The 14,176-nt window shown below is 54.9% G+C and carries 13 protein-coding genes; 7 read left to right on the top strand and 6 right to left on the bottom strand.

Annotated elements, in window-relative coordinates; genetic code table 11:
• The first annotated feature begins 322 nt into the window (after positions 1–322).
• The 4 genes from PLU01S_RS15430 (at position 323) to PLU01S_RS15445 (ending at position 3,414) form a co-directional block, all read left to right on the top strand.
• Positions 323–1,561, top strand: a complete 1,239-nt coding sequence (locus PLU01S_RS15430) for a hypothetical protein (RefSeq protein ID WP_074828455.1) — start codon at positions 323–325, stop codon at positions 1,559–1,561.
• Between the two features lie 69 nt (positions 1,562–1,630).
• On the top strand, positions 1,631–2,302 hold the full coding sequence (locus tag PLU01S_RS15435) for an HAD family hydrolase (protein WP_074828452.1): 672 nt from the start codon (positions 1,631–1,633) through the stop codon (positions 2,300–2,302).
• 123 nt (positions 2,303–2,425) lie between these two features.
• A complete protein-coding gene (locus PLU01S_RS15440) occupies positions 2,426–3,013 on the top strand; it encodes an SIS domain-containing protein (RefSeq protein WP_074828449.1) in 588 nt (195 codons plus the stop codon).
• Positions 3,014–3,234: 221 nt separating this feature from the next.
• Entirely contained in the window at positions 3,235–3,414 is a 180-nt protein-coding gene (locus PLU01S_RS15445; RefSeq protein WP_074828446.1) for a hypothetical protein, read from the top strand.
• A gap of 206 nt (positions 3,415–3,620) precedes the next feature.
• On the opposite strand, the gene PLU01S_RS15450 is transcribed toward PLU01S_RS15445, so the two are convergent.
• Entirely contained in the window at positions 3,621–3,944 is a 324-nt protein-coding gene (locus tag PLU01S_RS15450; protein WP_019364224.1) for a DUF6482 family protein, read from the bottom strand.
• 337 nt (positions 3,945–4,281) lie between these two features.
• Between PLU01S_RS15450 and hemB the strand changes: the two genes are divergently transcribed.
• Positions 4,282–5,256, top strand: a complete 975-nt coding sequence (gene hemB / locus PLU01S_RS15455; protein WP_074828440.1) for a porphobilinogen synthase — start codon at positions 4,282–4,284, stop codon at positions 5,254–5,256.
• 47 nt (positions 5,257–5,303) lie between these two features.
• On the opposite strand, the gene PLU01S_RS15460 is transcribed toward hemB, so the two are convergent.
• The 4 genes from PLU01S_RS15460 to PLU01S_RS15475 are packed head-to-tail and all read right to left on the bottom strand — an operon-like array spanning position 5,304 to position 9,041.
• Positions 5,304–6,071, bottom strand: coding sequence for a heme ABC transporter ATP-binding protein (locus PLU01S_RS15460; RefSeq protein ID WP_074828437.1), 768 nt, complete (start codon positions 6,069–6,071; stop codon positions 5,304–5,306).
• Entirely contained in the window at positions 6,071–7,048 is a 978-nt protein-coding gene (locus PLU01S_RS15465; protein WP_162493727.1) for a FecCD family ABC transporter permease, read from the bottom strand. Before PLU01S_RS15465 ends, PLU01S_RS15460 begins: the two co-directional genes overlap by 1 nt.
• 50 nt (positions 7,049–7,098) lie before the next feature.
• Positions 7,099–8,013 (bottom strand): heme/hemin ABC transporter substrate-binding protein, encoded by a 915-nt coding sequence (locus tag PLU01S_RS15470; protein ID WP_074828432.1) that lies wholly within the window; start codon positions 8,011–8,013, stop codon positions 7,099–7,101.
• Positions 7,983–9,041 carry a hemin-degrading factor gene (locus PLU01S_RS15475; protein ID WP_074828429.1) on the bottom strand — a complete coding sequence of 353 codons (1,059 nt, stop codon included), beginning with the start codon at positions 9,039–9,041 and terminating at the stop codon, positions 7,983–7,985. The genes PLU01S_RS15470 and PLU01S_RS15475 overlap by 31 nt, the downstream gene beginning before the upstream one ends.
• Positions 9,042–9,223: 182 nt before the next feature.
• On the opposite strand from PLU01S_RS15475, the gene PLU01S_RS15480 reads away from it, so the two are divergent.
• Positions 9,224–11,437, top strand: a complete 2,214-nt coding sequence (locus PLU01S_RS15480) for a TonB-dependent hemoglobin/transferrin/lactoferrin family receptor (RefSeq protein WP_074828426.1) — start codon at positions 9,224–9,226, stop codon at positions 11,435–11,437.
• 162 nt (positions 11,438–11,599) lie between these two features.
• Positions 11,600–11,812 (top strand): hypothetical protein, encoded by a 213-nt coding sequence (locus tag PLU01S_RS15485; RefSeq protein WP_074828423.1) that lies wholly within the window; start codon positions 11,600–11,602, stop codon positions 11,810–11,812.
• A 43-nt stretch (positions 11,813–11,855) separates the two neighbouring features.
• On the opposite strand, the gene PLU01S_RS15490 is transcribed toward PLU01S_RS15485, so the two are convergent.
• Positions 11,856–14,114, bottom strand: coding sequence for a xanthine dehydrogenase family protein molybdopterin-binding subunit (locus tag PLU01S_RS15490; RefSeq protein ID WP_074828422.1), 2,259 nt, complete (start codon positions 14,112–14,114; stop codon positions 11,856–11,858).
• Between the last annotated feature and the right edge of the window lie 62 nt (positions 14,115–14,176).

Genomic DNA, 14,176 nt, shown 5'->3' on the forward strand with positions numbered 1-14,176 from the left:
TCTGCTGTAGCTTTATATCTTTTCTCAGGTACTGCTTTATTTGCGCAGATCATGATTTAAGTGCATGGTAAAAACCATAGCAGAGGAATGGCTTTGCCTGAGAAAGAAGAGACGAGATTTAATAATGTTACGTTACTATATTAAAGTGTGAAGGTCATTGAATTATATGTTGTGAGGATTATCAGTATTTAAGAATGGCTGCATCATTATGTGGCTATTTAAGTAGGTTCGCGTCTCACCAATTATTTATCTGTGGATTCCTGCTAGTAGCCATGGAGGGTTGAAACACGATCTTCATGTATAAGCGGAGTACAGAATAATCATGCTGCATATTCATTTTGGTACGGGCCGGCTCGGGCTGGGTCTGGTCGCTCCTTTTTTTCAGGCTCCAGGCTCAGAACTCTATCTCTTCAACCGTGCCGTTTCTGGGGGTAGCGCAACAGGCTCTACGGCCGTTAGTCCCGAGCGCCGTAATGAGCTCCTTCTCAACCACTCTCGAAAAGAATATGTCATCGCGACACCAGAAGGCGAGATGAAGCCAAGAGAGCGAGTAACCTACAACGATTTCTTCACTTATGAAGATAAGAGTATTGAGAGGCCGATTCGGGATATTCTCGATCGTTCCGAGGGAAAGTCCAAGGGCGTCATTGTCACAGCGTCCGTATTGGCAGCAGAAAACTATAGCCCGGTTATCGAAGCACTCAATCTGATCTGCAAGGCAAAAACTGATGAAGAGGGCTCGATAGGCAATATTTATCTTATTGCCTGTGAAAACACCGTAAGTGCTTGCGAAGTGCTAGATCATGAAAGTCTACAGGGGATGATTTCCGACGATATTCGCCAGTGTGTTCGCTGTGTACCCGCTTTAGTGGATCGCGTGTGTGTCGAGCTGGAGGAGGCCGTACTCGATAATGAACCTACGCTGGTGGTACGAGCGGAAGAGTACGGCGCATTAAAAGTTGAACTATGTCCCCGTACCGAGCAGTTGCCCCAGATTCTCAAGGGTAGCCGGATACAGTTCAGTCGTTATCTGGATATCGAAAAGGAAATCAAAAATTCACTGCTCAATGGCTCCCATTGGCTTATCGCACTAACAGCCTTTCAGGAAACAGGTGGCAGGCCGGAAATCAAGCTCAACGAGTTCATTCAAGAGACCGATAACCATCGGCTTTACGCCTCGGAGGTCATCAATGAGATGCGCGATGGGGTTGAAGCGTTGCTGCGCTCCAAACCCAAGTATGCCGACTTTGTCCGGGATGTTGACGTGACGGCATATCTGGATGGGGCCGCCAAATCCATCCTGAGCCGTTTCGAGGCAAACTCTGACACGATCAATCGGATTCTGGCCCGCTTTCGCGCCCCGTGCCCTGATGAGGTAACAACGGTACAGAAGTTCATCGATCGTTTTCTGCATCGTATCGAAGAGCCGTTACAGGCGTATCAGGAGCAAAAGGGGCTACCTGCTAAAAGTGCATCACAAGGGCTGTTCAACCTGTTTCGTCTGCAAGCCTCGGGTACTTATATCGATTCCCACCCTGTCGAGCAGGACAAAGCCAGCTAGTCGAAGTCCAACCTTTTACCTGGGGCGCTTTGAAGCCTCGAACCAAACATGAAGAGGAGACTTAGCGGAATGAAATTTGAGGCGTTGATTTTTGATTGTGATGGAGTGCTGATCGATAGCGAAATATTGGTGTGCCGCATTGCGGCGGAGGAGCTGACCAAACTTGGCTATTCCATTACAACGGAGCAAGTCATTCAACGCTTCGCGGGTCGGCCTGACCACGAAATGCGAGCTGAGATCGAGCACGAGTGGGGCAGGCCTATTCCAGAGGGCTACCGCGAAAGTGTCAATGCGCGGACGGTTGAGTCGTATGCAACAGAGCTCAAGATCATGCCGCGGCTTATGGAGGCCCTGGATCAGATCGATCTGCCAGTCTGTGTCGCTTCGAGCAGTTTTCCTGAAAAGCTCCGTTTAGGGTTGGAGACGGTTGGGCTGTATGAGCGGTTCATGCCCAATGTAGTCAGTGCAACCTTAGTTGCACGCGGAAAGCCGGAGCCGGATGTTTTTCTGTTTGCCGCCGGGTGGATGAAGACCAGCCCGAAGAAGTGTCTGGTTCTGGAAGATAGCGTAGCGGGTGTAACCGCTGGAGTACGTGCTGGAATGCATGTGCTCGGTTTTGCAGGCGGCGCTCATTGTGACGCAGGGCATCGACAGCGGTTGCTGGACGCGGGCGCTTCCGCTGTCTTTTGCGATATGAGCGAAATGCCATCCTTGATCAAAAAGTTAAACGCCCCGGTTTAATGCATGGCCCATGTGGGTAGGTTTACTACTTGAGTTCTCTTTAAAGGAGCGCCGTCAAGATAGATCTCTTGTGCTCCTATAGAAGCCACTACTACACAATTTAGATAGACAAGAGAGGTAACAATGGAGAAGCACGTTGTCGCAAGCCTGACCGAGTCCCGCTCGGCATTAGACGCGTTCATGCGGGATGAGCTTGCGGTTTCGGCCATTGCCCAGGCCGGGCAGCTCTTGGTTGATACGTTTACTAAGGGCGGTCGCGTCTTTAGTTGTGGCAATGGTGGTTCTATGTGTGATGCCATGCATTTTGCCGAAGAATTGTCAGGCCGCTATCGTGAAGATAGAAGAGGTCTGCCGGCAGTTTCAATCAGTGATCCTAGCCACCTGAGCTGCGTTGCGAATGATATGGGCTACAGCCAGGTCTTTTCGCGCTATCTAGAGGCGCATGGACGAGCCGGAGACTGCCTGCTGGCTTTTAGTACGAGCGGAACAAGTGCCAACGTGGTAGCTGCGGCGGAATATGCCAAAGCAAACGGCATATTGTTGGTGGCTCTGACGGGGCGGCAAGGCTCACTACTAGGAGCGCTAGCCGATATAGAAATCTGTGCGCCTGGGGGGAGGTATGCTGACCGTGTTCAAGAGCTGCACATCAAAGTTGTTCATATCTTGATTGAGCTAGTGGAACGGGGGCTGTTTCCTGACAATTATGCGTGAAGCACTACGCAGCTCATGCTTAACGGCATGTTGAGCATGCCATGCCGTGACGTGACGTGTAATCCTACTCAAAGGCTTCTCTATGGTTTAAGCACAGCATCCTTTGCCTCACGTCAATGTATCCGTTCGTAAAGGTCACGTAAACGTTGCTTAATAGCAAAGTGCTATGGTTAGAATCAGCGTGTCTTAATTCAATGAAGTAGTGAAATTAAGGAGCGCAGATGCCTACGGACAACGCCAGCGGAGCGGTTGGTGATGTGTTGGAAAAGACGGTTGATATGGAGCGTGCGGACTATTTGGCCTTTGCACGAAAGCTCCATGATGCTGCCGTAGACGCTGCTAAAACGCAGCTATATCAACTCGATGATGCAGACGCCTGTACACGAGAGCTGCATGAGTAGTATGAGCGCTTTCGCAAGCAGTACCTCTGAGACTGTATGAATCTACTATACGAGGTATAAGCCGGCTGCAGTGCAACCAGAGAGGCATCCAGCCTTATGCGCGTACCTTGATGAGAGCTATGTTGAGGTCGTGGAAAGCTATTTGGCAGTTGGTGTCCGTTGCTAGGATGGAACGACAGAGCCTGAATACATCAGGCTCAGCAGTCCTAGTTGTTTCTTTGGCCCATTGAGTTGCCATGCAGGGGAATGGGCTCCTTGGAAGCCTGGGGCGTGCTGTCTTGCCCGACCATCTCTTCGTAGACTGCAGGCTGAACCAGGAACAGCTGAACGTCTCCCTTCAGATTAACCAGTGTTTTTCGGCCTTCTTCGACCGAGGCGATATGCAGCGTTTCACCGTGATCGTTCACAACGGGATGGGATTCATTATTCATTAACGCATGTATGACGAAAGAGCCGCCCTCCATGGAAACGAAATGGATTTCCTTAACATCTCCGTCCTTCACATGCTTGGTCAATTCTGCCACTTTCATGAAGGTTCTCCAGTGCTGGGGTTGTTGTTCAAATAAGCGTTTCGCTATCGTTCTTTGAAACGTGGTGGGTGGGCGAGTTCAATAGAGGAACGTCCGTCTTGTGATATCTGCACGGCCTTGTGGTGCCCATCATCTACCTTGCTACGATGAAAACGATGCGCGGCAACGTGACGCGCTGAAGGGGCGACATAAAACGTCTGTTCAGTAGTATGCTAATGAAATGACGATCCGCTGAGTCTTTCGGCTCGACTTTCAGAATCCTTCCTATTGCCATGGCCATCCCTCCGCTCGTCAGACGTCAAATCTGCTACAGATTTTGTTTATTGCGAGGTTTCAAGTGCCCAGTTCTTTCCCTCTTTCTCGCCCACGCCGTCTTCGTCGTTCCGATCAGCTTCGCTCGATGTTTCAGGAAACAGAGCTGAGCCTCAATGATCTGGTACTGCCGATCTTTGTCGAGGAAGAAATCGATGATTTCGTCCCGATCAAAGCCATGCCGGGTGTCATGCGTATCCCCGAATCCAGGCTGGCTAGCGAAATCGAGCGTTATGCTCGCGCCGGTATCAAGTCGGTCATGACCTTTGGCGTGTCTCATCACCTGTCCCATGACGGAAGCGATACATGGCATGAGGACGGCCTGGTTTCACGTATGGCGCGTATCTGCAAAGACGCGGTACCGGAAATGATCGTCATGTCCGATACCTGTTTCTGCGAGTACACCACCTATGGTCATTGTGGCATCGTTCATGATGACCACATAGATAACGATGCCACGCTGATCAATCTGGGCAAGCAAGCCGTTGCTGCGGCTCAGGCCGGTGCAGACTTCATTGCGCCGTCGGCAGCCATGGATGGACAGGTGCATGCGATTCGCAGCGCTTTGGATGAGGCAGGCTTTATCAATACCTCGATCATGTCCTACTCCACCAAATTTGCGTCGGCAATGTATGGCCCGTTCCGCGAGGCCGGTGGTAGCGCGCTCAAGGGCAATCGCAATGCCTACCAGATGAATCCCATGAACCGCCGTGAAGCGATCCGTGAATCTTTGATGGATGAGCAGGAAGGCGCGGATGCGCTGATGGTGAAGCCTGCTGGCGCCTACCTGGATATCATTCGAGACATTCGTGAGGCCTCGAGGCTACCGCTGGGCGCCTATCAGGTCAGCGGTGAATACGCCATGATCAAGTTTGCGGCCGCCGCCGGGGCCATTGACGAACACCGCGTGGTACGGGAAAGCCTGGGCTCGATCAAGCGTGCCGGTGCCGACCTGATCTTTACCTATTTCGCCATGGACCTGGCCAAAGACGGTATCTAACGCTGCGAATAGCGAGCCGGCACTCCTTTCGCCGGCTCCGCTCAAGGCTACAGGTAGATCACCAGCGGATGGCCATGCACTGGGTGCTCTTGAATCAGGACGTCCAGATCAAACACTGCCTTGAGGCGATCGGGGCATAAGACTTCTTCAGGGCTGCCCAAGCCCTCCATTTGACCATGCTTGAGCAGAAGCAGCCTGTCGCAGTAGCGGGCCGCCAGGTTCATGTCGTGCAGCACGACGGCTACGGCTAACCCTTGATTGGCCATCTGCCTGATCACCTTCAGAATGCTGTGCTGATGATGGGGGTCGAGGGCTGACGTCGGCTCATCCAGTAAGAGCACCTTGTCAGAGGTGGCAGGCCATAGCTGCGCGAGTATACGGGCCAAATGGGTTCGCTGGCGCTCCCCGCCGGACAGGGTCGTATAGTGGCGTTGCGCAAGCTCGGTCAGGTCGCAAAGATCAAGTACCGTATCGACGATTCGGGTATCGGTATGGAGGCCTGTTGCATGGGGTAGTCTGCCGAAACCTGCAACTTGTCTTACCGTAAACGCAAAACTTAACGTCGAGGTTTGAGGCAGTACAGCCAGATTAAGAGCCCTCGCCTCGGGCGACCATGCTGCCAGGGGCGTTGCTCCAAGCATGATATCGCCTGAGGTCGGTCGTATGTCTCCACATAACGCGCCAAAGAGTGTGCTTTTCCCCGCGCCGTTGGGACCGATAACTCCCAGGATTTCGCCGCTGCGCAGTTCCAGATCAATGTCACGAATACGCCACCCGTTGGCATGCTGAACGCTTAATTCTGTTGCCTTGAGCATTACATGGCCCGTCGCAACAGCAGGAACAAAAAGAAGGGCGCCCCGATAAAAGCAGTCACGATCCCTATTGGCAATTCGGCGGGCGCCAGCAACAGGCGTGCAATGATATCGGCCAGAAGCAACAGGCTGGCGCCGCCAAACAGTGCGCTGGGTAAGAGTACCCGATGGTCGGGCCCTGCAATCAGGCGGAGCAGGTGTGGCACGACCAGTCCTACGAAGCCGATCAGGCCTGCTGCTGCGACTGCGGCACCTACACCCAAGGCAGTACACAGGATCAGCTCGCCCTTGAGTCGCTCTACATCGATACCCAAGTGTCGTGCCTCGGACTCTCCAAGAAGCAACGCATTCAGGGCGTCGGCACGCCGGGGCAACCATAGCGCTACGGCCAGGCCAATCCCCACCAGCGGCCATAGCCGGGCATAGCTGGCACCGTTCAGGCTCCCCAGGTTCCAGGAGGTCAACAGGCGCAGCGTGGTGTCATCAGCTAGATAGGTGAGCAGACCTATGGCAGCGCCTGCCATGGCCGTTAACGCAATACCTGCCAGGAGCATGGTGGCGACGTGTGCCTGACCGTGCCGGCAACCCAGCCGGTAAACGATGGCAGTGATTACCAGGCCGCCCATGAAGGCAAACAATGACAGCAGATAAGGCTGGAGCCCAATCGGCAGGATGAAGAGGTACTCGCCACCGACAATTGCCAGGGCTGCGCCCAACGCCGCTCCACTGGACACTCCAATCAGGCCAGGGTCTGCAAGGGGATTGCGGAAAAGCCCCTGCATGGCAACGCCCGTCAATGCCAGCACCGCACCAACCATCAGGCCCATTAGGGTGCGAGGCAAACGAATCTGTCCAACTACCAGTAGAGCCTGGTCACTGGCGGTAACAGGTAGACCGGAAAGATGAGCCAGCGCGCGCAACGTTTCGCCCAGGGGGAGGCGAAGCGGCCCCAGCGCCAGTGACAGCCACAGGCTGAGCAGGGTCAAGCCGATCAGCCCTATAAGCAATAACCGAGGCGACGCGCGCAGGCTCATGGTTGTCCGGCTGCCGGCTCTGGAAGATCTTGCAGGTAAAACTGTCCGGCTAGGTGCTCCGCTACTTCCGGCAGACGAGGTCCCAGTCCGCCTACCAGTACGGTGGCATCAATAGGCAGTAGGTGTCCTTCACGCACGGCCTGACTTTGCTCTAGGGCAGGATTCTGCTTTAACAGCGCCTGCGCAGCAGCAGCGGCCTCAAGGCGGCGGTCGGCAATAATGATATACGCCGGGTCAAGCCCAGCCAGCACTTCGCTGGAGAGCGCCTTGTATCCTGGCTGCGTCGCCAGGTTGATACCTCCTGCCTGCTTGATCAGCCAATCGCCGAGTGTACCGGGCCCTGCGATCAACGGCCGATCTCCCGTGCCTCCAATCAGTAGTAGCACGCCAGGGCTGGTGTGATGCGCCTGAGCTGCATGAATGCGGGATTCCAGGCTGTGCAACGCATCACTGTAGCGGGCAAATTGCCTTTGGGCCTCTTCCGGTCTCCCCAGCCAGGTACCCAGTGCTTCCAGGGTACGGTGCAGGGTGTCCAGACTGGCTTCGGCCGACAAGGTCTCTACTCGCACTCCTGTTCTGCGCAGTTGATCAAGTACGGGAGGCGGCCCCATCTCTTCGCTGCCTACCAGTATGTCTGGCCGCAAAGTAAGAATGCCTTCAGCGCTGAGCTGGCGTTGATAACCTATCCTGGGCAGCGTTTGAAGCGACTCGGGGTGCTGGCTTGTAGTGTCTACGCCAACCAGTCGGGATTGACCGCCCAGTACGGCGATCCATTCAGTCAGCGAGCCGCCTGCACTGACCCAGCGTTGGGGCTGCTCGGCAGATAAAACGACCACGGCGGTAGCCCAGAGCAGAAGTCCGATGGCAAGACGAATCTTTTTCACTGAGCAGACTCCGCCAGGGCTGTCCATTGTGCACGTTCGGGTTGGCCAGGTTTACGTGCGCCAAACATCTGCATGATCAGTTCTCCGTTGTGGTCATACGCCTCAAGGCTGGTAATGATGCCGTCCACACTCGGTTTACGCACGCGCCAGAGTGTATGGATACCCGACGTTTGCAGGTGCAGATTGAAGGCACTGTCCAATACATTGAACCAGGTGTCTACCCACTTGAGTGTTGTGAGGGTTCCGGTATGGATCTGAATACAGTGCTGGTTGCCCACAAATATCATGATGGGTAATTGCTGTGCCGCGGCAGTGTTCATGACCTGGGGCAGCACGTCCACACTCAATGATTCAGCCCACTCCTTGCCCGCCAGTCGTAAGGCCTGGGTTCTGGCGATGCCCAGTCGCTGCAGGAGCGCATGGAAGTGGTGGGTATCCTTTAGCTCCGCCCACCCTGAGCGCAGGGCCTCGATATCAACCTTCTGATCGGAACAGGGCGGTACGCGCGCTTTCAACGGTACCCGTGTCAGTTCGCAGCTTTGCTCAGTTTCCTTAAAGCGTGTCTTCAGCGCTTCCCAGGCATCCTTATGACTGTTCTCAGTCAGATAGACTTTATGAATCGCCATCCCTTGTGCATCAAAGACCTGAAGGCTATGTAACAGGCCGCGCGAAGTCACTTCGTCTACCGCAAACGCAAATGTCCAGCCTGAGAGAAACAGCCGTAAATCGATGTCGGGCGAGACGACCAGCCCCATACGACCATTTCCTGATATGGCCAGTTCGCGGTACGGCCCCTGGCGCTCATGGACGCAGTATTCATTGCGCGTAAGCGCCATGACAGGTCCCAAGTTGGTAAGCTCTCCCAGTAGCGCTTTCCATTCAGGACGCAGGCGGATCACATCGTTCCCAATCCGACTGGCTACAAGCTCCGCCTCGCTGACCTTCAGCTGTTGGGCGGCATCACGTGCACGTATAGAGGGTTTTTCCAGGCGCAGACGTTGCCACTCCTTGAAGAGATCGCACGCAACGGCAGGCCCTAACGTAGACAGGCTCATAGGGGATTTCCTTGAAGGTTAGGGTAGAGCGGCATGGCTAGACATCCGTCTAGCGAACCAGTGCGAGTATATTAAAACGATAATCATTTACAATAAAGATGATATTAATTCTCATCTTTGGCTTTACAGATATCGCTCGAATAGTAATGATTATCAAATGCATTAAAAACACCGAGCCCTCTATGAATATGTCTCCGCCGTTTCCGCTTCGCCCGTGGATTGTCCTGTTGTGCCTGACACCTGGCTTTACAGCCGCCGCCGAAAGCGCCAGCGCTCTTCCAGTCACTACAATTACTGCAACCTTTACCGAACAGCCGATCACCGCCGTTCCCACTACCGTCACGGTCAAGGAACAGACGGATATAGACCGGGAAAATATCAATACCATCAGGGATCTGGTGCGGCATGAGCCGGGTGTCAGTGTAGGAGGTACAGGGCACGCAGCTGGCATTAACGGTTTCAATATCCGGGGGATCGACGGCAACCGAGTCTTGACCCAGATTGATGGCGTGACGGTACCGGACGCGTATGCGTTTGGTCCTTATGCCAATACCCGGCGAAATTATGTCGATCCCGACCTTGTCAAGCGGGTAGAGATTCTGCGTGGCCCGGCTTCTGCTCTGTATGGAAGTGATGCCATCGGTGGTGCTGTCAGCTACTTCACGCTTGATCCAGAAGATCTGCTCAGAGAGGGTAGGAACTATGGTGCCCGGTTCAAGACAGGATACAGCTCCGCTGATCGTAGTTGGTTGACCTCCGGTACAGTGGCAGGCCGGACCGGCGATTTCGATGCGCTGGTGCATTATGGCAAGCGCAGTGGGCACGAAACGGAGTCGTATGGGGGCCATCATGGACTCGGTAGCAGCCGTACCGCAGCCAACCCGGAGGATCACGACAGCTACAACGTGCTGGCGAAACTAGGCTATCACTACGGTGACGACAGCCGTTTGCAATTGGCCTATGAGCATTATCGCTCACGTTTGGACGGTGATATCAAAAGTGCACCGACCCGTATTTTCGGCGTACAGACGCGCAGTTATCTGGGACGTAATGTCGTTGATGTAGAGGAACGAGAGCGCTTCAGTCTAGAAAACGCACTGAGCCTGACTACCGGCTTCGCTGATCGTTGGACCACGTTGCTCAGCTACCAAAACGGTGGGACGGATCAGCGCACTTACCAGCCCAATAGCAGCGCCAGCTATTACCGTAAGACCACGTATGAAGAGCATACTTGGGCATTCGATAACAAACTCGACAAGCATTTCGCCATGGGCGAGAGCGAGCATCTGGTAACTTATGGACTGCGTTATGAGCACCAGGAGGTCAACGGCTTGCGGACAGGGACATCCAACCGTGGTGTGGCTAATCTTTATGCCAGCGATTTTCCATCGCCTGCGGTGGACACCTGGGGAACGTTTGTTCAGGACCAGATCGATATAGGGGCCTGGACCTTTCTGCCAGCGTTACGCTATGACCATACGACGCTGAAGCCGGATGCCAATACAGCCTATCTCGCCGGGTTGGCCAGCGGTACGGCTTTCGATGATAGCGAAAAGAGCTGGCACCACGTTTCACCAAAACTAGGCGTGACCTATCGCTTCAATGATCATTACAGTGCCTTCGGCCAGTACGCCGAGGGCTTCCGCACACCAACACCCAAAGCGTTATATGGCAACTTCACCAATGAAAGCGCAGGTTACCAAGTGGTGGGCAATACCGACCTTGATCCGGAAACCAGCCGTGGCGTTGAGTTGGGGTTTAGAGGACACTTCGATCAGGGCAATTTCAGTGTCGCGGTGTTCTATAACAAATATCGCGATTTTATTGAAGAGGATGCCCTGGGCGGAGGGGGCAGTTATGCTGTTTTCCAGTCCAGCAATATCAGTCATGCCACGATCAAAGGCGCCGAAGCCAAAGGGCATCTGGAACTGGACACCGTTGGCCTGCCTGAGGGCGCCTACAGCGAAGGCACCATCGCCTACGCCTGGGGCCGCAACGATGATACTGGTCAGCCGCTCAATAGCGTGAGTCCGCTGACAGGGGTCTTCAGCCTCGGATACGACGATCGTGCAGGTCAATATGGCGGTCGTCTCGACTGGACACTGGTACAACGCAAGAAGCGTGTCGATGACGCGCGCTATCACGCTGCCGACGGTAGTACGCAGTTTCGCACGCCGGGGTTTGGCGTACTGGATCTTACGGCTTACTACAAGCTCACCCGCGATCTCACGGTCAACGCTGGACTCTACAACCTCACCGACAGGAAATACTGGCTGTGGGATGACCTACGAGGTTATGACACAACCGGAGAGGGCGGAATGCTGGCGCCAGCCAATATCGACCGCCTGAGTCAGCCTGGCCGAAATGTATCGATGAATATTGTCTGGGAAATTTGAGTGTTTGGGGTAAGGGGCGTCAGTAAAACAGGAGCTGACCGCCTCTACCTTCGAATTGGAGGCGGGTCTACAAATATCTTTGGACATAAGTCTCACTTTAGGGAAAAATCCGCTCGCCTTGTTGCTTATGGCCTCGAAGTCCACTTTGGTGAGGAAGTCATTATGCGTTACTACGTTATTATCTGGCTGGGTATCGCCGCCTGCTTTGCCTTTATGCAAGCGGATCATGCGCTTCCTGCCGTTCTAAGTCTCATGGCCAGCTGGTTGGTTGCCTTGTTCTTCAAGCCAGCGCCGACACGAGTGCATGGATTCTCTCCCGTGATTGATACGACGCCCCCTCGTGCGGTTGCTGATACGCCGGCAGGGCAAGTCTGAGCGCCTATGACAAGCCTGACAGTGTTATCGGCTGGTAGCTTGTTTACAGAATAAGCCGCTTATCCAAGGTTAGGGGTAAGGTTCGAATCCGCTGTCCCGTTGCATGGAAAATGGCGTTGGCGACAGCAGCGGCTACGCCAACGACAGCAATCTCGCCAAGACCCTTGATGCCAAGGGGATGGCCGCGGCGGTCATCTTCTTCAATCATGATGATATCTAGATCCGGCACATCTGCCTGAGTGGGAATCAAAGCCTCGGAGAGGTCTGCATTCATCCAGCGGCCGTTGTGCCGGTCAAGACGCGTCTCTTCCATCAATGCCTGTCCCAGCCCCCATACCATTCCGCCCAAGAGCTGACTATGGGCAAGGGTTGGATTCACAATGCGACCACAGCCAAAGGCGCCTACCAGACGCTCAACCCTGAGAGTACCCAATTGCGGATCTACCAGCACTTTGACGAATTGTGCGCCAAACGCGGCGCGTCCTACCTCGGGTGGATTGATCTGATCTGCGGTACCGGCCTCGGCTTCAAGGTAATCCAGTTGGTGACGCGTCAGTAACGATACGAATGACTCCTGGCGACCTGTCTGTGAAACAAGGCCGCCTTCCTGGAGCTTCAGTTCTGCCGGGTTTGTCCTATAAAGCGGCGAGGCGGGATCTGTACTGGCTAGCGTACCCAGCTTCAGGCGCAACGCATCGGCTGCGGCGTGAAGCGCTGCGCCAAGACTCAGGGTTGTCGACGAGCTGGCCGTCAATGAGCTGTAGGGCAGTCGTGTGTCTCCCCATTCCAGTGTGACACTGCCCAACGGCAGCCCCAGCGCTTCGGCGGCAAGTTGTGACAGGGCCGTGGCGCTGCCCTGACCGATCTCATGGGTTGACGAAGAGGCGACCGCTGTTCCGTCTGCCCTTACCCGCATACGGGCGCAAGCGGCCATCTGTGCGACATGGTAAATGGACGTTGCCATGCCGTAGCCGACCTTGAATCGGCCCTCCTGGTGTGCGCCCGGACGAGGATCGCGTGATTGCCAGCCAATACGTTCAGCCGCTGCCTGATAGCAGTCCTTGAGGGATTTGCTTGACCACTCATGACCGCTCTGCGGTTCCTGGTCAGCATAATTACGTAGGCGGGCCTCCAAAGGGTCAATACCCTGCTGATAGGCCCATTCATCCATAGCGCTTTCAATCGCGAACTGGCTTACCGCCACACCGGGCGCACGCATCCAGCTGGGTGCATTAACATCGAGCCTTGCGGTTTTATGCTGCGTACGTAGATGCTTAGAGGCGTAGAGCTTGGGCGTCATTTCGCCAACGGGTTCGATGAAGTTAGATGTGGTGGAGTTCTGGATCAAGGCGTCCTGCATCAGTACCTGTAATCGGCCATCCTTCCCACCACCCAGACGGACCCGCTGCCGGGTGGCCCCGCGATAGGGCATCATGGAAAAGGTCTGGCGTCGTGTCAGGGCAAGCTTGACGGGTCGCCCGGTCCGCTTTGCCGCCATGGCCGCCAAGAGCGGGTGAACATTACCCTTTTTGCCTCCAAAGGCGCCACCCACGAAGGGCACGATTATCCGGACCTTGTCGCGTAATGCCTCTTCAGGTGAGCCGGTTTTCATGACCTCCATGAAATCCTTTTGCAGGCCCATGTCAAAGGCCTGAGCCAAGCCATATGCATCACCATAGGAATATTGCGTGCCGAGGTACAGTGTCAGTCGCCCATGGCTATCCCACGCAGCGATTGCGGCGCCAGGCTCCAGGGCGTTGTGATGGTGAGAAGCCGTCTCGTAGACCTGCTCGAATGTCTGCTCGGCCATTGCAAAGGCGGTATCAGGATCGCCTCGCTCCGTCGTGCCAGGCTCACCGGCCCCCACCATTTGTGGCCGTTCGGCCTTTTGTTCGTCCAAAACCAGTAAGGGCAGCTGCTCGGGGGCTGCATAACGTATTGTTACACAGGCAGCGGCGCGCTGTGCCTGCTCAGCAGTGTCAGCGATCACCAGCGCAACAGGCTGCCCGTTGTAATGCAGCCGGCTATCCTGGAGCGGCTGAAAACGCGTCAGCTCTCCACCTGGCAGGGTATGAACGGGTTTGAGTTTTGGCGCGTCCATGTGCGTCATCACACAGTGCACCCCTTCCAGTGCGAGCGCGGCGGCCGTATCGATAGCCTCAATGCGTCCTGTTGTTTGCGTACTTTGAACCACGGCTGCATGAGCCAGTGGTCCGTCTCCCGGCCCATGGGCAAGATCCGCTGTGTAGCAGGCCTTGCCGGTGACTTTGTCATACGCTTCGAGACGGTGTGGCGCTTTCATTGCAGAAACCTCATAACAGAAGCCAGCCTCTCTCTAATGGGGACACCATGGTCAAAAAGGCG

It is taken from the genome of Pseudomonas luteola NBRC 103146 (assembly GCF_002091675.1).
In the GTDB taxonomy this organism is placed as follows: Bacteria; Pseudomonadota; Gammaproteobacteria; order Pseudomonadales; family Pseudomonadaceae; genus Chryseomonas; species Chryseomonas luteola.

What these genes read in the sequence shown, in the direction of transcription:
- PLU01S_RS15430 (WP_074828455.1), top strand. Translation starts at nt 323, where the DNA reads ATGCTGCATATTCATTTTGGTACGGGCCGGCTCGGGCTGGGTCTGGTC.
- PLU01S_RS15440 (WP_074828449.1), top strand. Translation starts at nt 2,426, where the DNA reads ATGGAGAAGCACGTTGTCGCAAGCCTGACCGAGTCCCGCTCGGCATTA.
- PLU01S_RS15490 (WP_074828422.1), bottom strand. Translation starts at nt 14,114, where the DNA reads ATGAAAGCGCCACACCGTCTCGAAGCGTATGACAAAGTCACCGGCAAG.
- PLU01S_RS15480 (WP_074828426.1), top strand. Translation starts at nt 9,224, where the DNA reads ATGAATATGTCTCCGCCGTTTCCGCTTCGCCCGTGGATTGTCCTGTTG.
- PLU01S_RS15450 (WP_019364224.1), bottom strand. Translation starts at nt 3,944, where the DNA reads ATGAAAGTGGCAGAATTGACCAAGCATGTGAAGGACGGAGATGTTAAG.
- PLU01S_RS15445 (WP_074828446.1), top strand. Translation starts at nt 3,235, where the DNA reads ATGCCTACGGACAACGCCAGCGGAGCGGTTGGTGATGTGTTGGAAAAG.
- PLU01S_RS15470 (WP_074828432.1), bottom strand. Translation starts at nt 8,013, where the DNA reads ATGGACAGCCCTGGCGGAGTCTGCTCAGTGAAAAAGATTCGTCTTGCC.
- PLU01S_RS15460 (WP_074828437.1), bottom strand. Translation starts at nt 6,071, where the DNA reads ATGCTCAAGGCAACAGAATTAAGCGTTCAGCATGCCAACGGGTGGCGT.
- PLU01S_RS15485 (WP_074828423.1), top strand. Translation starts at nt 11,600, where the DNA reads ATGCGTTACTACGTTATTATCTGGCTGGGTATCGCCGCCTGCTTTGCC.
- PLU01S_RS15435 (WP_074828452.1), top strand. Translation starts at nt 1,631, where the DNA reads ATGAAATTTGAGGCGTTGATTTTTGATTGTGATGGAGTGCTGATCGAT.
- PLU01S_RS15475 (WP_074828429.1), bottom strand. Translation starts at nt 9,041, where the DNA reads ATGAGCCTGTCTACGTTAGGGCCTGCCGTTGCGTGCGATCTCTTCAAG.